We start from the raw sequence: 22,243 nt of genomic DNA on the forward strand, positions 1-22,243 counted from the left end.
CGAACGACGCCGACCGTTGCCCGTGGCCGAACGACGCCGACCGCCCGATGCGCCCCCTTGCTAAGTTAGTGATTGAGTACTAACTTATCTGCATGGTCAGGATGAGTGCAGAGGAGCGGCGCGAGAGCGTCATCCGCGCGGCGACCACAGAGTTCGCCCGTGGCGGGTATCACGGCACGAGCACCGAGGCGATCGCCAAGCGCGTCGGGGTGTCGCAGCCGTATCTCTTCCGGCTCTTCCCCGGCAAGAAGGCGATCTTCCTCGCCGCCGCCGAGCGGTGTGTCGAGGACACCATCCAGACCTTCCAGGAGGCCGCGAAGGGCCTGGAGGGCGAGGAGGCGAAGCATGCCATGGGGGACGCGTACGTCGAGGTCATCGCGCAGCGGCCCGAGCGGCTGATGATGCAGATGCAGATGTACGTCGCCGTGGCCGCCGCCGAGCAGGAGGGCGACCACGAGTTCGGCGAGACCGTACGAGCCGGCTGGATGCGGCTGTGGGACGCCGTGCACCTGCCGCTCGGTGCGGACCCGGGAGCGACCACGTCGTTCCTGGCGACCGGAATGCTCATCAACACCTTCGTGGCGATGGGCTTCCCGCCCGAGCACCGGGTGTGGGAGGGGCTGTTCCCGGGTCCCGGGGCCGTCTGCGGGCCCGGGGAGTAGGCGGGAAGCGGCGGCCGGGCGCCGGGGCTCCCGGTCCGCGGATTTTCCTGACCTCTGAACTTAGTCATCAATAACTAACCATCGATCTCTCTGGGGGAGAGATGTCACAGCAGACCGAGGCCACAGCACGCCGCGGGGGCGCCGGGTGGGCCCTTCTCATCACGAGCGTCGCCGGGTTCATGGCGGCCCTCGACAACCTCGTCGTCACCACCGCCCTGCCCTCCATCCGCAAGGATCTCGGGGGCGCGCTCGACGACCTGGAATGGACCGTGAGCGCCTACACGCTCACCTTCGCCGTCCTGCTGATGTTCGGCGCGGCGCTCGGTGACCGGTTCGGCCGCCGCAGGCTCTTCATGGTCGGCCTGACCGTCTTCACCGGCGCCTCCGCCGCCGCGGCCATGGCTCCCGGCATCGACTCGCTGATCGCCGCCCGCGCGGTCCAGGGCGTCGGCGCGGCGATCATGATGCCGCTGACCCTGACCCTGCTGACGGCCGCGGTCCCCGCCGCCAAGCGCGGGATGGTGTACGGGATCTGGGGTGCCGTCAACGGGCTCGCGGTCGCCTCGGGGCCCCTCATCGGCGGCAGCCTCACCGAACACGTCTCCTGGCACTGGATCTTCTGGCTGAACGTTCCGCTGGGTCTCGCGGTGCTCCCGCTCGCCCGGCTGCGGCTGTCCGAGTCGTTCGGCGCCGGTGCCCGGCTCGACCTGCCCGGCACCCTGCTCGCGAGCGGTGGCCTCTTCGGGATCGTCTACGGCCTGGTCCGCGGGCCCGCCGACGGCTGGACCAGCGGGTTCGTCCTGACCGGCCTGATCGTGGGCGGCGCCCTGATCGTCGGCTTCGTCGTCCACGGCAGCCGGGCCGAGAACCCGATGCTCCCGATGCGGCTCTTCCGCTCCCGCGCCTTCGCCGGGATCAACGCGGCCAGTCTGCTGATGTTCCTCGGGATGTTCGGCTCGATCTTCCTGCTCAGCCAGTACATGCAGGGCGTGCTCGGCTACTCGCCGACCGAGGCGGGGCTGCGGATGCTCCCCTGGACCGGTATGCCCATGCTCGTCGCACCGATCGCGGGCATCCTGTCCGACCGTATCGGCGGCCGCCCGGTCGTCGCCGCGGGCCTCTTCCTCCAGGCCCTCGGCCTCGGCTACATGGCCGTCGTGGCCACCACCGACGCCTCCTACGGCGCTCAGCTGCCCGCTCTGATCATCAGCGGTGTCGGCATGGCGCTCTACTTCGCCCCGGCCGCCAACCTGGTCATGTCCAGCGTCCAGCCGCAGGAGCAGGGCATCGCCTCGGGCGCCAACAACGCACTGCGCGAGGTGGGCGGCGCGCTCGGTGTCGCGATCATGTCGTCGATCTTCGCCGCCCAGGGCGGATACGAGTCCGGCCAGGCCTTCGTGGACGGACTGCGGCCCGCGCTGGTCACCGGCTCGGCGGTCGTGGCCGTCGCCGGGATCGCCGCCCTGGTGATCCCGGCCGGACGCCGCATCGCGGGGAACGCGGCGGACGCGGACAAGTCCGGCTCCGCCGGGCCGGCCCCGGTGCTGGAGAGCGCCGGACGCTGAGCGGCAGGCACACGCACGCGTACGGCCCCGTCCGCCCGGACGGGGCCGTACGCGTGCGTGTCGGGCGACCGGCACTCCGCCCCCTCCCGGCACCCTGCCCTCGCCGGCAACCCCGACCCCGTCCCCCGGCATCCCGCGTGACCCCGTGCGCCCGGAGCAGTCGGTGCCGTCTCGTAGTCTTGGGCCCGTGCAGGAACTCCACGATGCCCCGCTCGCCCCGCTGACCACCTTCCGCCTCGGCGGCCCGGCCGCCCGGCTGATCACCGCCACGACCGACGCCGAGGTGATCGCCGCCGTGCGCGAGGCCGACGACGCCGGTACGCCGCTGCTGCTCATCGGCGGCGGATCGAACCTGGTCATCGGCGACAAGGGCTTCGCGGGGACCGCCCTGCGCATCGCCACGAAGGGCTTCGCCCTGGACGGTACGAGCCTGGAGCTGGCCGCGGGCGAGGTGTGGACCGACGCGGTCGCCCGCTCCGTGGAGGCGGGACTCGCCGGGATCGAGTGCCTCGCGGGCATCCCCGGGTCCGCCGGCGCGACGCCGATCCAGAACGTGGGCGCGTACGGCCAGGAGGTGTCGTCGACGATCACCGAGGTGGTCGCCTACGACCGCGAGACGCGCGAGACGGTCACGCTGACCAACGCCGAGTGCGACTTCTCGTACCGCCACAGCCGCTTCAAGGCGGACCCCGAGCGCCATGTCGTGCTGCGGGTGCGTTTCGGGCTGGAGGACGCGCAGGGAATGTCCGCGCCGGTCAAGTACGCCGAGACGGCCCGCGCGCTCGGCGTGGAGCCCGGCGACCGTGTCGCCCTCGACGCCGCCCGCGAGACGGTCCTGAAGCTGCGTGCGGGCAAGGGCATGGTGCTCGACCCCGAGGACCACGACACCTGGTCCGCCGGATCGTTCTTCACCAACCCGATCCTCACGGACGAGGCGTTCGCCGCGTTCCACGCGCGCGTGGAGGAGCGGCTCGGTGCCGGTGCCGTGGCGCCGGCGTACCCGGCGGGGGAGGGCCACACCAAGACCTCCGCGGCCTGGCTGATCGACAAGTCGGGCTTCACCAAGGGCTACGGAACCGGGCCCGCCCGTATCTCCACCAAGCACACCCTCGCCCTGACCAACCGTGGCGCGGCCACGACCGAGGACCTTCTCGCGCTGGCCCGGGAGGTCGTCGCCGGTGTCCACGAGGCCTTCGGGATCACGCTCGTCAACGAGCCGGTGACGGTGAACGCGAGCCTCTGAGGGGCGCGGAGAAGCACCGATGAGCACCGAGAAGCACTGAGAGGCGCCGAGCGGCACCGAGAGGCACCGGGGGCCCTTCCGGCCCGGCCCGGGCGCGGCGGCCCGGACGGGCCTCTCGGCCGCGCGGGCACGCCCTAGTAGGCGATGCCCACCCCCTGCTTGACGGTTCCCGGGTCGTCGATCATCGCCAGCATCGCGTGGGCCACGTCGGCGCGCGCGATGAAGCGGCCCCTGGGCGGGAAGCCGCCCACGACCGTCCGGTAGGAGCCGGTCAGCGGCTTGTCCTGGAGACGGGGCGGCCGGACGACGGTCCAGTCCGTGGCGCTGCCCGCCAGTTCGTCCTCCATCTCCCGCAGGTCGGTGTAGACGTCCTTCAGGAGCCCGGAGATCATGCTCCGCATCGCGCGGTCCACGAGCGTGTCCTTCTCGGCGGCGGGGCCGACCGGAGCCGCGCTGACGACCAGCAGCCGCCGCGTCTGCTCCGCCTCCATGGCGCCGAGCACCGTACGAGTGAGCCGGGCCGCGACCCCGGCGTCCTTCCGGCTGCGCGCGCCGAGACCCGACAGGACCGCGTGCCGGCCCGCGACGGCCGGGCGCAGCGACTCCGGGTCGGTGAGGTCCGCGCGGAGGACCTCCAGACGTGCGCCCGTGACGGTGAGCCGCGCGGGATCCCGCACGACCGCCGTGACCCGGTGGCCCGCGCCCAGGGCCTGTCGGACGATCTCCTGGCCGATGCCTCCGGTGGCACCGAGAACGGTGAGTTCCATGACCTGCTCCCGCATGAGACGGAGATGAGGTGGGTGAGTGTTCACTCACCCTTGCTTCCTCTAGAGTGAGTAAGTACTCACCCACCCGTCAAGCCCGCCAGGGCGCGTCATGGAATCCTTGGGCCCCATGCAGCAGAAATCCGCCACGCAAGCCGCGCCGCCGAAGCCGGCCAGGATCCGCATCCTCGACGCGGCGCACGAGCTGATGCTCACGCGCGGTCTCTCCCGGGCCACCACCAAGGAGATCGCGAGGGCGGCCGGCTGCTCCGAGGCGGCGCTCTACAAGTACTTCGCGAGCAAGGAGGAGCTGTTCATCCGGGTCCTCCACGAGCGGCTGCCCCAGCTCGGCCCCCTCCTGGAGCGGCTGACGGCCGAGCCGCGTGAGCACTCCCTGGAGGAGAACCTGACGGAGATCGCCCGTCAGGCTGCCCTCTTCTACGAGCAGAGCTTCCCGATCGCCGCCTCCCTGTACGCGGAGACGCAGCTCAAGCGCCGTCACGACGACGCCATGCGGGCCATGGGCGCGGGCCCGCACATGCCCATCCAAGGCGTCGCCGCCTATCTGCTGGCGGAGCAGCGGGCCGGGCGCGTCCAGCAGGACACCGACACCTTCGCGGCCGCGTCCCTCCTTCTGGGGGCCTGCGCTCAGCGGGCGTTCGCCTACGACGCCACCGAGGAGGGCACGCCGCCGCCCCTGGACACCTTCGCCCCGGCGCTCGCCCGCACCCTGCTCGCCGGGATCGCACCGGGGAACGGGATCTAAGTCGTCAGCCAGTCGTCGACGCCGGACAGCATCTTGGCCCGGACGTCCTCGGGCGCGGCCGAGGCGCGGATCGACTGCCGGGCCAGCTCGGCCAGTTCCTGGTCCGTGAAGGCGTGGTGGCGGCGGGCGATCTCGTACTGGGCGGCGAGCCGGGATCCGAAGAGCAGCGGGTCGTCGGCGCCGAGGGCCATCGGCACCCCGGCTTCGAACAGAGTGCGCAGGGGGACATCGGCGTGCTTCTCGTAGACGCCCAGGGCGACGTTCGAGGCGGGGCAGACCTCACAGGTCACCCCGCGGTCCGCGAGGCGCTTCAGGAGGCGCGGGTCCTCGGCGGCCCGCACCCCGTGGCCGATCCGGGAGGCGTGCAGGTCGTCCAGGCAGTCGCGGACCGAGGCGGGACCGGTCAGCTCGCCGCCGTGCGGCGCGGACAGCAGCCCGCCCTCGCGGGCGATGGAGAAGGCCCGGTCGAAGTCCCGCGCCATGCCCCGCCGCTCGTCGTTGGAGAGCCCGAAACCGACGATTCCGCGGTCCGCGTAGCGCACGGCGAGCCGGGCCAGCGTGCGGGCGTCCAGGGGGTGCTTCATGCGGTTCGCGGCCACCAGGACGCGCATCCCGAGCCCGGTGTCCCGCGCGGCGGATTCGACCGCGTCCAGGATGATCTCCAGGGCCGGGATCAGACCGCCCAGGCGCGGGGCGTACGACGTCGGGTCGACCTGGATCTCCAGCCAGCCGGAGCCGTCCTTCAGGTCCTCCTCGGCGGCCTCGCGCACCAGGCGCCGGATGTCCTCGGGCTCTCTCAGGCAGGACCGCGCGGCGTCGTACAGGCGCTGGAAGCGGAACCAGCCGCGTTCGTCGGTCGCCCGCAGTTTCGGCGGTTCCCCGCTGGTCAGCGCCTCGGTCAGCGTTTCGGGCAGCCGCACGCCGTACTTGTCGGCGAGTTCCAGCACGGTGCCGGGCCGCATCGACCCGGTGAAGTGCAGGTGCAGATGGGCCTTCGGAAGTTGACTGACATCACGTACGCGCTCCATCCAAAGATCCTGCCGCACCCGGAGGCCGTGCCGGTAGGGCTTTCCCTGATCGGGCGCTTGCTCGAACGGACGAACGGGGGCCGGTCACTCCGCGAAGAGTGACCGGCCCCCGCACGCGCGCCTGGAGCGCTGTGACGTCACCGGCGCCCCGGAGGGCGCGCGAGGACGCCGGACGTCAGTCCGTCGCCTCGGCCAGCAGCTTCTGGATCCGGCTGACGCCCTCGACGAGGTCCTCGTCACCGAGGGCGTACGACAGGCGCAGGTAGCCAGGGGTGCCGAAGGCCTCGCCCGGGACGACCGCGACCTCGGCCTCCTCCAGGATGAGCGCGGCCAGCTCGACGGTGTCCGCGGGGCGCTTGCCGCGGATCTCCTTGCCGATCAGTCCCTTCACCGAGGGGTACGCGTAGAAGGCGCCCTCGGGCTCGGGGCAGAGCACGCCGTCGATCTCGTTCAGCATGCGCACGATGGTCTTGCGGCGGCGGTCGAAGGCCTCGCGCATCTTCGCGACGGCCGCGAGGTCGCCGGAGACGGCGGCGAGCGCGGCGACCTGGGCCACGTTCGAGACGTTCGAGGTGGCGTGCGACTGGAGGTTGGTCGCGGCCTTGATCACGTCCTTCGGGCCGATGACCCAGCCCACGCGCCAGCCGGTCATGGCGTACGTCTTGGCGACGCCGTTGACGACGATGCACTTGTCGCGCAGCTCGGGGACGACCACGGGCAGCGAGTGGAACTCCGCGTCGCCGTAGACCAGGTGCTCGTAGATCTCGTCCGTCAGGACCCACAGGCCCTTCTCGGCGGCCCAGCGGCCGATCTCCTCGATCTGCTCGCGGGTGTAGACCGCGCCCGTCGGGTTGGACGGGGAGACGAAGAGCAGCACCTTGGTGTTCTCGGTGCGGGCGGCCTCCAGCTGCTCGACCGAGACGCGGTAGCCGGTGGTCTCGTCGGCGACGACCTCGACCGGGACACCGCCGGCGAGACGGATGGACTCCGGGTACGTCGTCCAGTACGGCGCGGGGACGATGACCTCGTCGCCCGGGTCGAGGATCGCGGCGAAGGCCTCGTAGATGGCCTGCTTGCCACCGTTGGTGACCAGGACCTGGGCGGCCTCCACCTCGTAGCCGGAGTCGCGCAGCGTCTTCGCGGCGATCGCGGCCTTCAGCTCGGGAAGCCCGCCTGCCGGCGTGTAGCGGTGGTACTTGGGGTTCGAGCAGGCCTCGATGGCGGCCTGGACGATGTAGTCCGGGGTCGGGAAGTCGGGCTCACCGGCACCGAAGCCGATCACCGGACGTCCGGCGGCCTTGAGTGCCTTGGCCTTGGCGTCCACGGCGAGGGTGGCGGATTCGGAGATCGCGCCGACTCGGGCGGAGACCCGGCGCTCGGTGGGAGGGGTTGCAGGGCTCATGACCCCATCGTTTCAGACCGGAAACGCCCCCGGCACACGGGTTTCACGGACTGAACAAGGGCAGAACATCCGTCCGGATCCGCGCGCCCCACCAGTGGATCTTCAACGCGGCGGGCCCGTGCCGACACTTTCTGTTCGACGCCCGGCTCCGGACCACGTACACTCTCACCTCGTTGGCCTTCACCGGCCGCACTCAACCGGTGCACACCGAGCACCCGGTCGGATGCGGTACGTTGGGGGAAATCAAAGGGTCGTAGCTCAATTGGTAGAGCACTGGTCTCCAAAACCAGCGGTTGGGGGTTCAAGTCCCTCCGGCCCTGCTACACACGCCTTTCGCCAGGATGTGTGCGCATGTACGTACTGCAATGCACCGCCGTGCGGCTCAACCGGGCGCGGCACGGTCACGACCCGGGAATCAGGTGAGGACGAGTGACGGACGCCGTGGGCTCCATCGACATGCCTGATGCCGAGGCGCCGGAGTCCAAGAAGAAGCCCCGCAAGGGCGGTAAGCGCGCCAAGAAGGGCCCGCTGAAGCGCCTTGCCACCTTCTACCGCCAGATTGTCGCGGAACTCCGGAAGGTTGTCTGGCCGACCCGCAATCAGCTGACGACTTACACCACCGTGGTGATTGTGTTCGTCGTCATCATGATCGGCCTGGTCACCGTGATTGACTATGGGCTCAACCACGCCGCCAAGTACGTCTTCGGCTGAGCCGAGAGCGAAGGGCGCCGACACCGGCGCCCCTTTCGCGCGTTCCACCCCCATGTAACCAGGAAGAAGCAGCCACCGTGTCTGACCCGAACCTGAACGACGCCTCCGAGTCGGTCGAGTCCGTAGACGACGAGCTCGAGATCGTCGAGGGAGCGGACGTCGAGGACGAGTTCGAGGCTGCCGACGCCGCCGCCGGCGAGAACGCCGAGGACGCGGCCGTGCACGTCGAGGACGAGTCCGGTGAGGACGCCGAGGGCGAGGACGCGGCCGACGAGGCCGAGCCCGAGGTCGAGGCCGAGCCCGTCGACCCCGTGACCGCCCTGCGCGACGAACTGCGTCTCCTCCCCGGCGAGTGGTACGTCATCCACACCTACGCCGGTTACGAGAACCGCGTGAAGACCAACCTCGAGCAGCGTGCCGTCTCGCTGAACGTCGAGGACTTCATCTTCCAGGCCGAGGTGCCGCAGGAAGAGGTCGCGCAGATCAAGAACGGCGAGCGCAAGACGATCAAGCAGAACAAGCTCCCGGGCTACGTCCTGGTCCGCATGGACCTGACGAACGAGTCCTGGGGTGTCGTCCGCAACACTCCCGGCGTCACCGGCTTCGTGGGCAACGCCTACGACCCGTACCCGCTGACCCTGGACGAGATCGTCAAGATGCTCGCCCCGGAGGCCGAGGAGAAGGCCGCCCGCGAGGCCGCCGAGGCCGAGGGCAAGCCCGCTCCGCAGCGCAAGGTCGAGGTCCAGGTGCTGGACTTCGAGGTCGGCGACTCGGTCACCGTCACCGACGGTCCGTTCGCCACGCTGCAGGCCACGATCAACGAGATCAACGCCGACTCGAAGAAGGTCAAGGGTCTCGTCGAGATCTTCGGCCGCGAGACCCCGGTCGAGCTCTCCTTCGACCAGATCCAGAAGAACTAGCTCCTTCTGGACGTACGTCTTCCGAACAGGTCAGACGGGCTGTCGCAGCCGGTCTGACCTGCTCGGTTTTTAGCCGCGCACAGATACCCGTTATCGTTGTGCGGTATGCCTCCATCCGGATCTTTCCTGGTTGAAGGCAGCCGTCCGGGGCGACTCGGACGTAGGAAGGCGAAAACGAAAGAGGACCCGGAATGCCTCCCAAGAAGAAGAAGGTCACGGGGCTTATCAAGCTCCAGATCAACGCCGGTGCGGCGAACCCGGCCCCGCCGGTCGGCCCCGCGCTCGGTCAGCACGGCGTCAACATCATGGAGTTCTGCAAGGCCTACAACGCCGCGACCGAGTCGCAGCGTGGCTGGGTCATCCCGGTGGAGATCACGGTCTACGAAGACCGTTCCTTCACCTTCGTGACCAAGACTCCGCCGGCCGCGAAGATGATCCTCAAGGCCGCGGGTGTCGAGAAGGGCTCCGGCGAGCCGCACAAGACCAAGGTCGCCAAGATCACCGAGGCGCAGGTCCGCGAGATCGCCACGACCAAGATGCCCGACCTCAACGCCAACGACCTGGACGCCGCCGCGAAGATCATCGCCGGCACCGCCCGTTCCATGGGCATCACGGTCGAGGGCTGACACCCACCTTCGTAGGAACCATGCGGCCGCGGCCGCACGTGGCGGGGCCTGCTCGGCCCGTACCACGACTCCTCAGAACACATCAGGAGCAGTAGTGAGCAAGCGCAGCAAGTCTCTCCGGGCTGCGGACGCCAAGGTCGACCGGGACAAGCTCTACGCCCCGCTCGAGGCCGTCCGTCTCGCCAAGGAGACCTCCACCTCGAAGTTCGACGGCACCGTCGAGGTCGCCTTCCGCCTGGGTGTCGACCCGCGCAAGGCCGACCAGATGGTCCGTGGCACCGTGAACCTGCCGCACGGCACCGGCAAGACCGCCCGGGTCCTGGTCTTCGCGACCGGTGACCGTGCTGCGGCCGCGGAGGCCGCGGGCGCCGACATCGTCGGCTCCGACGAACTGATCGACGAGGTCGCGAAGGGCCGTCTGGACTTCGACGCCGTCGTCGCCACCCCGGACCTCATGGGCAAGGTCGGCCGCCTCGGCCGCGTGCTCGGTCCCCGTGGTCTCATGCCGAACCCCAAGACCGGCACCGTGACCCCCGACGTCGCCAAGGCTGTCACCGAGATCAAGGGTGGCAAGATCGAGTTCCGCGTCGACAAGCACTCGAACCTGCACTTCATCATCGGCAAGGTGTCCTTCGACGACTCCAAGCTGGTGGAGAACTACGGCGCCGCGCTCGACGAGATCCTTCGTCTGAAGCCGTCGGCCGCCAAGGGCCGGTACGTCAAGAAGGCCGCGATCAGCACCACGATCGGCCCCGGCATTCCTGTCGACCCCAACCGCACCCGCAACCTCCTCGTCGAGGAGGACCCGGCCGCCGTCTGAGCCCTTCGCTCACCCCGGTGACCGCGTCGCGCACGCGTATCTGAACGGGCCCCGCAACCTTTCGAGGTGCGGGGCCCGTCTTCATGTCCGGAGCTTCTCCGGGCGATGTCCGGAGGACTTTCGGGGCGATCGCCCCGGCCGGAAATCCGGGTACGGGTGTCAGTGGGCCGCGCTAGCGTGCGTTTCACGGACTTCTCATAGGGGTGGGACGAATGAACAGCACCATGGTGCGCCGACTCACGGTCTCGATCGCGGCGGCGACCGCGCTGGCGGGCGTGGCCGCCTGCAACTCCTCGGACTCCTCCGGGAGTTCGGGCAAGGGTGACAAGGCCGGCCACAAGAGCGTCACCCGCGTCAGTCCCATCGCGGCCCTGCGCTCCGCGGAGAAGTCCACCGACGGCGCCGACTCCGCGAGGGTCGAGTCCACCACGACCATGGGCACGCTGATGTCCATGAAGTCGGGCGGCGTCATGGCCTGGGGCGACGGCTTCACCGGTGACATGACGATCACGTACACCGGCGGCACGATGGCGGACACGATGCGCCAGCTGGGCAGCGACTCCATGGAGGCCCGCTATCTGCCCGACGCCTACTACGCGAAGATGGGCGACGCCTACGCCCGGCAGGTCGGCGGCAAGCACTGGATCCGGTACGCGTACGACGACCTGGCGAAGATCGGCGGCGGCTCCGGCGCGTTCCTGAAGGAACAGGCGCAGAACAGCTCGCCGAACCAGACGGTGAAGCTGCTGCTGGCCTCCGGCGACGTCAAGAAGGTCGGCGAGGAGACGGTCCGCGGCAAGCGGACCACGCACTACGCGGGCACGGTGGACGTGAGCGACCTCGCTGCCCGCAGCTCGCACCTCACCGAGGGCCAGCTCTCCGACATGAAGAAGCAGTTCGACCAGGCCGGCATCACCACCGAGGACGTCGACATCTGGGTCGACGCCGAGGACCTGCTCGCCAAGGCCGTCTCCAAGGCCGCGATGGCGACCGGCACGCTGTCCTCCACGACGTACTACAGCGACTACGGGGTGAAGGTCTCCGCCGCCGCGCCCCCGGCCTCCGACACCATGGACTTCAAGGACATCCTGAAGACCCAGGGCCTGACGCCGGGCAGCGGCGACACCGCGAGCGGCTCGGGCACCGGCTCCCCCTCCTGAGCCGGACGGCGGGCGCCCGGCCCTAGCCGCACCTCCTGAACATCCCATCCACGCGGCGGAGTTGCCCGAAAACCCAGGTGATCGTCCGAACGGCCTGAGCTACGCTCACGCGGAATCTGTGAATCCTGTACCTGTTCCTTGGGGGGAACCTTGAAGCTTTCTGTGAGCGACGCGGCACGGCGCCGGGCGACCGGAGCGGCCCTCGCGGCCCTGGTCCTGGGCGGGGGCGCGGTGGGCTGTTCGAAGGGCACCGCGGAGGAGTCGCCCGCGCTGACGCCCGCGGCGGCCGTGGCGAAGGCGGCGAAGAAGACCGAGGACATCACCTCGCTCCGCTACCGGATGAAGGGCAAGGTCCCCGAGGAGGGGCGTGTCAGCGGTGAGGCGGCGATGAGCATGAAGCCGCTGGCCATGAGCATGAAGATGACGGCCGAGGACCAGGCCACCGACGGCCCGGTCGAGATCCGGCTCGTGAACAACGCGATGTACATAGGCGGGGGCGCCCAGGCCGCCAAGGAGATGGACGGCAAGAGCTGGATCAAGTTCGACATGTCCGCCCTGGGTGCGGACAAGGAGCTGAACGCGAGCCAGCTCGGCGGCGGGCAGGCCGACAAGAACCCCGCCACCGAGTCCACCTTCCTCACCGGCTCGAAGGACCTGAAGAAGGTCGGGAGCGAGACCGTCGACGGCGTGAAGACCACGCACTACAAGGGCACGGTCTCCCTCGACACGTTCCGCAAGTCGCTCAAAAGCCAGGACAAGGCCACGCGCGAGAAGCGGGAGAAGGCCCTCGACCAGTACACGAAGATGGGCATCGACGCGATCACGATGGACATGTGGATCGACGGCGAGGACCGCACCAAGCAGTTCCGTATGCGCGGGACCGCCGACAAGGGTCCGCTCGACATGACCATCACCTTCCTGGACTACAACAAGCCCGTGACCGTGACCGCTCCGCCGGCCAAGGACACCGTCGACCTCGCCGAGATGATGAAGGGCGCCCAGGAGGGCTGATCCGCGCCGCCGGGTCCGCCGGACGCGGCCGGTGACGGCCGCGGTACCCGGCCGCCGGAGGTCGCGAAACGCGGCTCCCGGCCGGGCCCTTCGGCCGGATTTGCTTGACGCCGTCCCCTTCACGTACTCTCCTCGAGAAGCCAAAGACCGCTGGTCGTTGCCACGTGCTCGCAAGAGGACGGGGTGGCCGAAGGATCCGCACTGCGGACGACCCGCGCAGGTGATCGTGGATGTGTTCCCGGAGTTCGCACGCCCAGCGTGCGGAGGAATCCGGTCGAGCTACGCCCCGTGCGCCTGCGCCGGGGCGTTTTTGTTGTGTCGGCCCCTTCTGAGCGGTCCTCATCACCCGGAAGGAGGCCACGCTTATGGCAAGGCCCGACAAGGCTGCCGCGGTAGCCGAGCTCGCGGACCAGTTCCGCAGCTCGAACGCCGCCGTGCTGACCGAGTACCGGGGTCTCACCGTGGCGCAGCTCAAGACGCTGCGTCGTTCGCTCGGTGAAGACGCCCAGTACGCCGTGGTGAAGAACACGCTGACCAAGATCGCGGCCAACGAGGCCGGGATCTCCACGCTCGACGACCTGTTCAACGGTCCGACGGCGGTCGCCTTCATCTCCGGTGACCCGGTGACGTCGGCGAAGGGTCTTCGTGACTTCGCCAAGGACAACCCGAACCTCGTCATCAAGGGCGGTGTCCTTGACGGCAAGGCGCTGTCCGCCGACGAGATCAAGAAGCTTGCGGACCTCGAGTCCCGCGAGGTTCTGCTCGCCAAGCTGGCGGGTGCCTTCAAGGGCAAGCAGACGCAGACTGCTCGCCTCTTCCAGGCCCTGCCCTCGAAGTTCGTCCGCACCGCGGAGGCGCTTCGTGCCAAGCAGGCCGAGCAGGGCGGTGCCGAGTAATTCGGCTCGCGCATTGACCGCCGCCTGAGGCGACGGTCGTAGCGGGCCGAACGTACGCCCGCCTCACCAGTACATCCGGCACCTGCCGAATTAGTGGAAGGACGCCATCATGGCGAAGCTGTCCCAGGAAGAGCTGCTCGAGCAGTTCGAGAACCTCACCCTCATCGAGCTCGCCGAGTTCGTGAAGGCCTTCGAGGAGAAGTTCGACGTCACCGCCGCCGCGGCCGTCGCCGTTGCCGGCCCCGCCGTCGCCGGTGCGCCCGCCGAGGCCGCTGAGGAGCAGGACGAGTTCGACGTCATCCTCACGGGTGCCGGCGAGAAGAAGATCCAGGTCATCAAGGTCGTGCGTGAGCTCACCTCCCTGGGTCTGAAGGAGGCCAAGGACCTCGTCGACGGCGCTCCGAAGCCCGTCCTCGAGAAGGTCGCCAAGGAGGCCGCCGAGAAGGCTGCCGAGTCCCTCAAGGGCGCCGGCGCCTCCGTCGAGGTCAAGTAACTCGACGAGTCCCCCGAGGACTCCTGTGAAGCTGTCACAGTCGCTCTCGTAGCGCTGTAACGCTGACGCACCGAAGAGCGATCACCCAACTGGGTGGTCGCTCTTCGGCGTTCCAGGGGGTCCCTGAAGCGGCAGCCTTGCGCTGCGGGCCGCGACGAGTATGGTGATCTTCGTTGTGCCTCCGGCCGCCCTGTGACAGGCAGAGGGACGGGTTGCAAGACGGGCCGCACGTGACGATCGCGGCACTTGCTTTGGGCATGGGGGGCCTTGACGAACCGCACGCAGCGCGCAATTCTCAGGACGCGTCGTCACAACGATCCGTATCCGAGGCATGGATCGCTGACGAAGAGGGCAGTATCGATGTGCATTGAGGGCGTGGCTTGCTCCAGGTGTTGAGAACAGTGGGAGTCTCAAGAAACCGGGACTGGACATCAGTGGGCCTAGTGGCTACACTGACCCTTTGCGCTGCCTGTTAGCTGCCTCCTGCCCGTCACCAGGGGCATGCCCGTGTTTGAACATCGACTGTTGGACCATCTCTGACCTGGCCTCTATCCGGCCGGATCGGGAACGGTCCGAGACTTTGTCCGACATGGGACCGGTACGCGCGTAGTGAGTCCGAGCCCTCGGAAGGACCCCCTCTTGGCCGCCTCGCGCACTGCCTCGACCGCGAATACGAACAACGGCGCCAGCACCGCCCCGCTGCGCATCTCCTTTGCAAAGATCAAGGAGCCCCTCGAGGTTCCGAACCTTCTTGCGCTGCAAACCGAGAGCTTCGACTGGCTGCTCGGCAACGACGCGTGGAAGGCTCGTGTCGAGGCGGCTCTGGACAGCGGACAGGACGTCCCCACCAAGTCCGGTCTGGAGGAGATCTTCGAGGAGATCTCCCCGATCGAGGACTTCAGCGGGTCGATGTCCCTGACGTTCCGCGACCACCGCTTCGAGCCCCCGAAGAACTCCATCGACGAGTGCAAGGACCGCGACTTCACGTACGCGGCCCCGCTCTTCGTCACCGCCGAGTTCACCAACAACGAGACCGGCGAGATCAAGTCCCAGACGGTCTTCATGGGCGACTTCCCGCTCATGACCAACAAGGGCACCTTCGTCATCAACGGCACCGAGCGTGTCGTGGTGTCGCAGCTGGTCCGCTCGCCGGGTGTCTACTTCGACTCCTCCATCGACAAGACGTCCGACAAGGACATCTTCTCGGCCAAGGTCATCCCCTCCCGGGGTGCCTGGCTGGAGATGGAGATCGACAAGCGCGACATGGTCGGTGTCCGCATCGACCGCAAGCGCAAGCAGTCCGTCACTGTTCTCCTGAAGGCTCTCGGCTGGACCACCGAGCAGATCCTCGAGGAGTTCGGCGAGTACGAGTCCATGCGCGCCACCCTGGAGAAGGACCACACCCAGGGCCAGGACGACGCGCTGCTGGACATCTACCGCAAGCTGCGTCCGGGCGAGCCGCCGACCCGTGAGGCCGCGCAGACGCTTCTGGAGAACCTCTACTTCAACCCGAAGCGCTACGACCTCGCCAAGGTCGGCCGTTACAAGGTCAACAAGAAGCTGGGCGGCGACGCCCCGCTCGACGCCGGCATCCTGACCGTCGAGGACATCATCTCGTCGATCAAGTACCTGGTGAAGCTGCACGCCGGTGAGACCGAGACCGTTGGAGACAACGGCACCTCGATCGTCGTCGAGACCGACGACATCGACCACTTCGGCAACCGTCGTCTGCGCAACGTCGGCGAGCTCATCCAGAACCAGGTCCGCACGGGTCTGGCTCGTATGGAGCGCGTCGTGCGCGAGCGCATGACGACGCAGGACGTCGAGGCGATCACGCCGCAGACCCTGATCAACATCCGGCCGGTCGTCGCCTCCATCAAGGAGTTCTTCGGCACCAGCCAGCTGTCGCAGTTCATGGACCAGAACAACCCGCTGTCGGGTCTCACCCACAAGCGCCGTCTGTCGGCTCTTGGCCCGGGTGGTCTCTCCCGTGAGCGGGCCGGCTTCGAGGTCCGTGACGTGCACCCGTCGCACTACGGCCGCATGTGCCCGATCGAGACCCCCGAAGGCCCGAACATCGGCCTGATCGGCTCGCTCGCCTCCTACGGCCGCGTGAACGCGTTCGGTTTCGTCGAGACGCCCTACCGCCGGGTCACCGACGGTGTCGTCACCGACGAGGTCGACTACCTCACGGCCGACGAAGAGGACCGATTCGTCATCGCGCAGGCCAACGCGCCGCTGACGGACGAGCTCCGCTTCGAGGAGTCCCGCGTCCTGGTCCGCCGTCGTGGCGGAGAGGTCGACTACGTCCCCGGCGACGACGTCGACTACATGGACGTCTCCCCGCGCCAGATGGTGTCGGTCGCGACCGCGATGATCCCGTTCCTGGAGCACGACGACGCCAACCGTGCCCTCATGGGCGCGAACATGATGCGCCAGGCCGTTCCGCTCATCAAGTCCGAGGCGCCGCTGGTCGGCACCGGCATGGAGTACCGCTGCGCGGTCGACGCCGGTGACGTCCTGAAGTCGGAGAAGGACGGTGTGGTCCAGGAGGTCTCCGCGGACTACATCACCACCGCCAACGACGACGGCACGTACACCACGTACCGCCTGCACAAGTTCTCCCGGTCGAACCAGGGCACCTCCGTCAACCAGAAGGTTGTCGTGGACGAGGGCGCCCGCGTGATCGAGGGCCAGGTCCTGGCCGACGGTCCCGCGACCGAGGACGGCGAGATGGCCCTCGGCAAGAACCTGCTCGTGGCGTTCATGCCGTGGGAGGGTCACAACTACGAGGACGCGATCATCCTGTCGCAGCGCCTCGTGCAGGACGACGTCCTCTCCTCGATCCACATCGAGGAGCACGAGGTCGACGCCCGTGACACCAAGCTCGGCCCGGAGGAGATCACCCGGGACATCCCGAACGTCTCCGAGGAGGTCCTCGCCGACCTCGACGAGCGCGGCATCATCCGTATCGGTGCCGAGGTCGTCGCCGGCGACATCCTCGTCGGCAAGGTCACGCCCAAGGGTGAGACCGAGCTGACCCCGGAGGAGCGCCTGCTGCGCGCGATCTTCGGTGAGAAGGCCCGCGAGGTCCGCGACACCTCCCTGAAGGTCCCGCACGGCGAGATCGGCAAGGTCATCGGTGTCCGCGTCTTCGACCGTGAAGAGGGCGACGAGCTGCCGCCGGGCGTGAACCAGCTGGTTCGTGTCTACGTGGCGCAGAAGCGCAAGATCACGGACGGTGACAAGCTCGCCGGCCGTCACGGCAACAAGGGTGTCATCTCGAAGATCCTGCCGATCGAGGACATGCCGTTCCTGGAGGACGGCACCCCGGTCGACATCATCCTCAACCCGCTCGGTGTCCCGTCCCGAATGAACCCGGGACAGGTGCTGGAGATCCACCTCGGCTGGCTCGCCAGCCGCGGCTGGGACGTCTCCGGTCTGGCGGACGACTGGGCGCAGCGCCTGCAGGCCATCGGTGCCGACCAGGTTCCGCCGCGCACGAACGTCGCCACCCCGGTCTTCGACGGTGCGCGTGAGGACGAGCTCGCGGGTCTGTTCGAGCACACCCTGCCCAACCGCGACGGTGACCGTCTGGTCCTCCCGTCCGGCAAGGCGAGGCTGTTCGACGGCCGCTCCGGCGAGCCGTTCCCGGACCCGATCTCGGTCGGGTACATGTACATCCTCAAGCTGCACCACCTGGTCGACGACAAGCTGCACGCCCGCTCGACCGGTCCGTACTCGATGATCACCCAGCAGCCGCTGGGTGGTAAGGCTCAGTTCGGTGGTCAGCGCTTCGGTGAGATGGAGGTGTGGGCGCTGGAGGCGTACGGCGCCGCTTACGCCCTCCAGGAGCTGCTGACGATCAAGTCCGACGACGTGACCGGCCGCGTGAAGGTCTACGAGGCCATCGTCAAGGGCGAGAACATCCCCGAGCCCGGCATCCCCGAGTCCTTCAAGGTGCTCATCAAGGAGATGCAGTCTCTCTGCCTCAACGTGGAGGTGCTGTCCAGCGACGGTATGTCCATCGAAATGCGTGACACCGACGAGGACGTCTTCCGCGCGGCGGAGGAGCTCGGCATCGACCTGTCCCGGCGCGAGCCGAGCAGCGTCGAAGAGGTCTGACGGGAGTCCGGCCGGGCCTTGGCCACCTGTGGAAAGGGTGATCAAGGCCCGCCGGCCCCAGGACCCCCGTATCAGACCCCTAAGACTTACAACCCTGAGAGGGATTGACGCATAGTGCTCGACGTCAACTTCTTCGATGAGCTCCGGATCGGTCTGGCCACCGCTGACGACATCCGTCAGTGGAGCCACGGCGAGGTCAAGAAGCCCGAGACCATCAACTACCGCACCCTCAAGCCCGAAAAGGACGGACTCTTCTGCGAGAAGATCTTCGGTCCGACCCGGGACTGGGAGTGCTACTGCGGCAAGTACAAGCGTGTCCGCTTCAAGGGCATCATCTGTGAGCGCTGTGGCGTCGAGGTCACTCGCGCCAAGGTGCGCCGTGAGCGGATGGGCCACATCGAGCTGGCCGCTCCCGTCACCCACATCTGGTACTTCAAGGGCGTTCCGTCGCGGCTGGGCTACCTGCTCGACCTCGCCCCGAAGGACCTCGAGAAGGTCATCTACTTCGCCGCGTACATGATCACGTACGTCGACGAGGAGCGCCGCACCCGCGACCTGCCCTCGCTGGAGGCCCACGTCTCCGTCGAGCGCCAGCAGGTCGAGAACCGCCGCGACGCCGACCTCGAGGCCCGCGCCAAGAAGCTCGAGACCGACCTGGCCGAGCTGGAGGCCGAGGGCGCCAAGGCCGACGTGCGCCGCAAGGTCCGCGAGGGTGCCGAGCGTGAGATGAAGCAGCTGCGCGACCGCGCGCAGCGCGAGATCGACCGTCTCGACGAGGTGTGGACCCGCTTCAAGAACCTCAAGGTCCAGGACCTGGAGGGCGACGAGCTCCTCTACCGCGAGCTGCGTGACCGCTTCGGCACGTACTTCGACGGTTCGATGGGTGCCGCGGCGCTGCAGAAGCGCCTGGAGTCCTTCGACCTGGACGAGGAGGCCGAGCGCCTCCGCGAGATCATCCGCACCGGCAAGGGCCAGAAGAAGACCCGCGCGCTCAAGCGCCTCAAGGTCGTCTCCGCGTTCCTGCAGACCAGCAACAGCCCCAAGGGCATGGTGCTCGACTGCGTGCCGGTCATCCCGCCGGACCTGCGTCCGATGGTGCAGCTGGACGGTGGCCGCTTCGCGACCTCCGACCTGAACGACCTGTACCGCCGTGTGATCAACCGCAACAACCGCCTGAAGCGCCTTCTCGACCTCGGTGCCCCCGAGATCATCGTGAACAACGAGAAGCGCATGCTCCAGGAGGCCGTCGACGCGCTCTTCGACAACGGCCGTCGTGGTCGCCCCGTCACGGGCCCCGGCAACCGTCCGCTGAAGTCGCTGTCCGACATGCTCAAGGGCAAGCAGGGCCGCTTCCGTCAGAACCTGCTCGGCAAGCGAGTCGACTACTCGGCGCGTTCCGTCATCGTCGTCGGTCCGCAGCTGAAGCTGCACCAGTGCGGTCTGCCGAAGGCCATGGCGTTGGAGCTCTTCAAGCCGTTCGTGATGAAGCGCCTGGTCGACCTGAACCACGCGCAGAACATCAAGAGCGCCAAGCGGATGGTCGAGCGCGGCCGCACGGTCGTGTACGACGTCCTCGAAGAGGTCATCGCCGAGCACCCGGTTCTGCTGAACCGTGCGCCCACGCTGCACCGCCTCGGCATCCAGGCCTTCGAGCCGCAGCTGGTCGAGGGCAAGGCCATCCAGATCCACCCGCTCGTCTGCACCGCGTTCAACGCGGACTTCGACGGTGACCAGATGGCCGTGCACCTGCCGCTGTCCGCGGAGGCGCAGGCCGAGGCCCGCATCCTGATGCTGTCCTCGAACAACATCCTCAAGCCCGCCGACGGCCGCCCGGTCACGATGCCGACCCAGGACATGGTCCTCGGTCTGTTCTTCCTGACCACCGACGGCGAGCTGCGCAACGTCAAGGGCGAGGAGCGCTCCTTCGCGTCCGTGGCCGAGGCGATCATGGCGTTCGACGCCGGCGAGCTCTCGCTGCAGTCGCGCGTGGACATCCGCTTCCCGGTGGGCACCATCCCGCCGCGCGGCTGGACCCCGCCGGCGCAGGAGGAGGGCGAGCCGGAGTGGCAGCAGGGTGACACCTTCCGCCTGCGGACGACCCTGGGCCGCGCGCTCTTCAACGAGCTGCTGCCCGAGGACTACCCGTTCGTCGACTACGAGGTGGGCAAGAAGCAGCTCTCCGAGATCGTCAACGACCTCGCCGAGCGCTACCCCAAGGTCATCGTGGCGGCGACGCTCGACAACCTGAAGTCCGCGGGCTTCTACTGGGCGACCCGTTCCGGTGTCACCGTGGCCATCTCCGACATCGTCGTTCCCGACGCCAAGCGCGGGATCGTCAAGGGCTACGAGGACCTGGACGAGAAGGTCCAGAAGCAGTACGAGCGTGGTCTGATCACCAAGGAAGAGCGCACTCAGGAGCTCATCGCGATCTGGACCAAGGCGACCAACGAGGTCGCCGAGGCGATGAACGAGAACTTCCCGAAGACCAACCCGGTCTCGATGATGGTGAACTCGGGCGCCCGAGGCAACATGATGCAGATGCGTCAGATCGCCGGTATGCGTGGTCTGGTGTCGAACGCAAAGAACGAGACCATCCCGCGTCCGATCAAGGCCTCGTTCCGTGAGGGCCTGTCCGTGCTGGAGTACTTCATCTCCACGCACGGTGCCCGTAAGGGTCTGGCGGACACCGCCCTGCGTACCGCCGACTCGGGTTACCTCACCCGTCGTCTGGTGGACGTCTCGCAGGACGTCATCATCCGCGAGGAGGACTGCGGCACCGACCGTGGTCTGCGTCTGGCCATCGCCGAGCGTGGCGAGGACGGCGTGCTGCGCAAGACGGAGAACGTCGAGACCAGCGTGTACGCACGTGCGCTGGCCGAGGACATCACCGTCGACGGCAAGGTGCTGGCCCCGGCCAACACCGACCTCGGCGACGTCCTCATCGACGAGCTGGTCAAGCACGGCATCGAGGAGGTCAAGACCCGTTCGGTCCTGACCTGTGAGTCCGCCGTCGGCACCTGCGCCATGTGCTACGGCCGCTCGCTGGCCACCGGCAAGCTGGTCGACATCGGTGAGGCGGTCGGCATCATCGCCGCCCAGTCCATCGGTGAGCCCGGTACCCAGCTGACGATGCGTACCTTCCACACCGGTGGTGTGGCCGGTGACGACATCACCCAGGGTCTGCCCCGTGTCGTCGAGCTCTTCGAGGCCCGTACGCCGAAGGGTGTCGCCCCGATCTCCGAGGCCTCCGGCCGCGTGCGGATCGAGGAGACCGAGAAGACCAAGAAGCTCGTCGTCACCCCGGACGACGGCAGCGACGAGACGGCGTTCCCGATCTCGAAGCGCGCCCGTCTCCTGGTGTCGGAGGGCGAGCACGTCGAGGTGGGCCAGAAGCTCACCGTGGGTGCCACCAACCCGCACGACGTGCTGCGCATCCTGGGTCAGCGTGCCGTCCAGGTCCACCTGGTCGGCGAGGTCCAGAAGGTCTACAACTCGCAGGGTGTGTCGATCCACGACAAGCACATCGAGATCATCATCCGGCAGATGCTGCGCCGTGTGACGATCATCGAGTCGGGCGACGCGGAGCTGCTGCCCGGCGAGCTGGTCGAGCGCTCGAAGTTCGAGACCGAGAACCGTCGTGTGGTCCAGGAGGGTGGTCACCCGGCTTCGGGTCGTCCGCAGCTCATGGGTATCACCAAGGCCTCGCTGGCGACGGAATCCTGGCTGTCGGCCGCCTCCTTCCAGGAGACGACCCGAGTCCTGACGGACGCGGCGATCAACGCCAAGTCCGACAGCCTCATCGGCCTCAAGGAGAACGTCATCATCGGTAAGCTCATCCCGGCCGGTACGGGTCTGTCCCGCTACCGCAACATCCGGGTGGAGCCGACCGAGGAGGCCAAGGCCGCGATGTACTCGGCCGTCGGCTACGACGACATCGACTACTCGCCGTTCGGCACGGGCTCCGGCCAGGCCGTCCCGCTGGAGGACTACGACTACGGTCCGTACAACCAGTGAGCGGCTGCCGGTAGGCGCTAGCTAGCAGGAAGGGCGG

17 protein-coding genes and 1 tRNA gene are annotated in these 22,243 nt (G+C 68.2%); 15 read left to right on the plus strand and 3 right to left on the minus strand.

All coding sequences use genetic code 11. The features are described from left to right. Nucleotides 1-92: 92 nt before the first annotated feature. The 3 genes from ACFYYF_RS05990 (at nucleotide 93) to ACFYYF_RS06000 (ending at nucleotide 3,470) form a co-directional block, all read left to right on the plus strand. A complete protein-coding gene (locus ACFYYF_RS05990; protein ID WP_388771935.1) occupies nucleotides 93-662 on the plus strand; it encodes a TetR/AcrR family transcriptional regulator in 570 nt (189 codons plus the stop codon). 101 nt (nucleotides 663-763) lie between these two features. After that, entirely contained in the window at nucleotides 764-2,227 is a 1,464-nt protein-coding gene (locus ACFYYF_RS05995) for a DHA2 family efflux MFS transporter permease subunit (RefSeq protein WP_388771938.1), read from the plus strand. A 187-nt stretch (nucleotides 2,228-2,414) separates the two neighbouring features. Beyond that, nucleotides 2,415-3,470 carry a UDP-N-acetylmuramate dehydrogenase gene (locus ACFYYF_RS06000; RefSeq protein WP_388771939.1) on the plus strand — a complete coding sequence of 352 codons (1,056 nt, stop codon included), beginning with the start codon at nucleotides 2,415-2,417 and terminating at the stop codon, nucleotides 3,468-3,470. 134 nt (nucleotides 3,471-3,604) lie between these two features. Here the strand turns inward: ACFYYF_RS06000 and ACFYYF_RS06005 are convergent, their stop codons facing one another. Further along, entirely contained in the window at nucleotides 3,605-4,237 is a 633-nt protein-coding gene (locus ACFYYF_RS06005; RefSeq protein WP_388771941.1) for an NAD(P)-dependent oxidoreductase, read from the minus strand. 127 nt (nucleotides 4,238-4,364) lie between these two features. On the opposite strand from ACFYYF_RS06005, the gene ACFYYF_RS06010 reads away from it, so the two are divergent. Next, a complete protein-coding gene (locus tag ACFYYF_RS06010) occupies nucleotides 4,365-5,000 on the plus strand; it encodes a TetR/AcrR family transcriptional regulator (RefSeq protein WP_388771944.1) in 636 nt (211 codons plus the stop codon). On the opposite strand, the gene ACFYYF_RS06015 is transcribed toward ACFYYF_RS06010, so the two are convergent. After that, complete coding sequence (locus tag ACFYYF_RS06015; RefSeq protein ID WP_388771946.1) at nucleotides 4,997-6,028, minus strand: adenosine deaminase; 1,032 nt, start codon at nucleotides 6,026-6,028, stop codon at nucleotides 4,997-4,999. The two genes, ACFYYF_RS06010 and ACFYYF_RS06015, sit on opposite strands and share 4 nt — an antisense overlap. Before the next feature lie 175 nt (nucleotides 6,029-6,203). Continuing rightward, complete coding sequence (locus tag ACFYYF_RS06020) at nucleotides 6,204-7,430, minus strand: pyridoxal phosphate-dependent aminotransferase (RefSeq protein ID WP_365493233.1); 1,227 nt, start codon at nucleotides 7,428-7,430, stop codon at nucleotides 6,204-6,206. A gap of 247 nt (nucleotides 7,431-7,677) precedes the next feature. On the opposite strand from ACFYYF_RS06020, the gene ACFYYF_RS06025 reads away from it, so the two are divergent. The 11 genes from ACFYYF_RS06025 to ACFYYF_RS06075 all read left to right on the plus strand — a co-directional run bounded on the left by ACFYYF_RS06025 (nucleotide 7,678) and on the right by ACFYYF_RS06075 (nucleotide 22,206). After that, a tRNA-Trp gene (locus ACFYYF_RS06025) sits at nucleotides 7,678-7,750 on the plus strand. 109 nt (nucleotides 7,751-7,859) lie between these two features. Next, complete coding sequence (gene secE / locus ACFYYF_RS06030; protein WP_361676769.1) at nucleotides 7,860-8,141, plus strand: preprotein translocase subunit SecE; 282 nt, start codon at nucleotides 7,860-7,862, stop codon at nucleotides 8,139-8,141. Nucleotides 8,142-8,218: 77 nt separating this feature from the next. Beyond that, the gene (nusG, locus tag ACFYYF_RS06035) at nucleotides 8,219-9,061 is read left to right on the plus strand and encodes a transcription termination/antitermination protein NusG (protein WP_361676766.1); all 843 of its coding nucleotides are present in this window, start codon (nucleotides 8,219-8,221) and stop codon (nucleotides 9,059-9,061) included. A 191-nt stretch (nucleotides 9,062-9,252) separates the two neighbouring features. Then, entirely contained in the window at nucleotides 9,253-9,687 is a 435-nt protein-coding gene (gene rplK / locus ACFYYF_RS06040; protein ID WP_037627044.1) for a 50S ribosomal protein L11, read from the plus strand. Between the two features lie 94 nt (nucleotides 9,688-9,781). Beyond that, nucleotides 9,782-10,507: a 50S ribosomal protein L1 gene (gene rplA / locus ACFYYF_RS06045; protein WP_361676762.1), complete on the plus strand. Its 726-nt coding sequence runs from the start codon at nucleotides 9,782-9,784 to the stop codon at nucleotides 10,505-10,507. A gap of 212 nt (nucleotides 10,508-10,719) precedes the next feature. After that, complete coding sequence (locus tag ACFYYF_RS06050; RefSeq protein WP_388771951.1) at nucleotides 10,720-11,667, plus strand: hypothetical protein; 948 nt, start codon at nucleotides 10,720-10,722, stop codon at nucleotides 11,665-11,667. Between the two features lie 162 nt (nucleotides 11,668-11,829). Next, nucleotides 11,830-12,678: an LppX_LprAFG lipoprotein gene (locus ACFYYF_RS06055; RefSeq protein ID WP_388771954.1), complete on the plus strand. Its 849-nt coding sequence runs from the start codon at nucleotides 11,830-11,832 to the stop codon at nucleotides 12,676-12,678. 365 nt (nucleotides 12,679-13,043) lie between these two features. Continuing rightward, nucleotides 13,044-13,574 (plus strand): 50S ribosomal protein L10, encoded by a 531-nt coding sequence (rplJ, locus tag ACFYYF_RS06060; RefSeq protein WP_361676753.1) that lies wholly within the window; start codon nucleotides 13,044-13,046, stop codon nucleotides 13,572-13,574. A 109-nt stretch (nucleotides 13,575-13,683) separates the two neighbouring features. Next, nucleotides 13,684-14,067 carry a 50S ribosomal protein L7/L12 gene (gene rplL / locus ACFYYF_RS06065; RefSeq protein WP_361676750.1) on the plus strand — a complete coding sequence of 128 codons (384 nt, stop codon included), beginning with the start codon at nucleotides 13,684-13,686 and terminating at the stop codon, nucleotides 14,065-14,067. Between the two features lie 639 nt (nucleotides 14,068-14,706). Next, the gene (rpoB, locus tag ACFYYF_RS06070) at nucleotides 14,707-18,192 is read left to right on the plus strand and encodes a DNA-directed RNA polymerase subunit beta (RefSeq protein ID WP_361676747.1); all 3,486 of its coding nucleotides are present in this window, start codon (nucleotides 14,707-14,709) and stop codon (nucleotides 18,190-18,192) included. A gap of 114 nt (nucleotides 18,193-18,306) precedes the next feature. Continuing rightward, nucleotides 18,307-22,206 carry a DNA-directed RNA polymerase subunit beta' gene (locus tag ACFYYF_RS06075; protein WP_361676744.1) on the plus strand — a complete coding sequence of 1,300 codons (3,900 nt, stop codon included), beginning with the start codon at nucleotides 18,307-18,309 and terminating at the stop codon, nucleotides 22,204-22,206. Nucleotides 22,207-22,243 lie beyond the last annotated feature (37 nt).

This window comes from Streptomyces sp. NPDC001914 (assembly GCF_042891215.1).
In the GTDB taxonomy this organism is placed as follows: Bacteria; Actinomycetota; Actinomycetes; order Streptomycetales; family Streptomycetaceae; genus Streptomyces.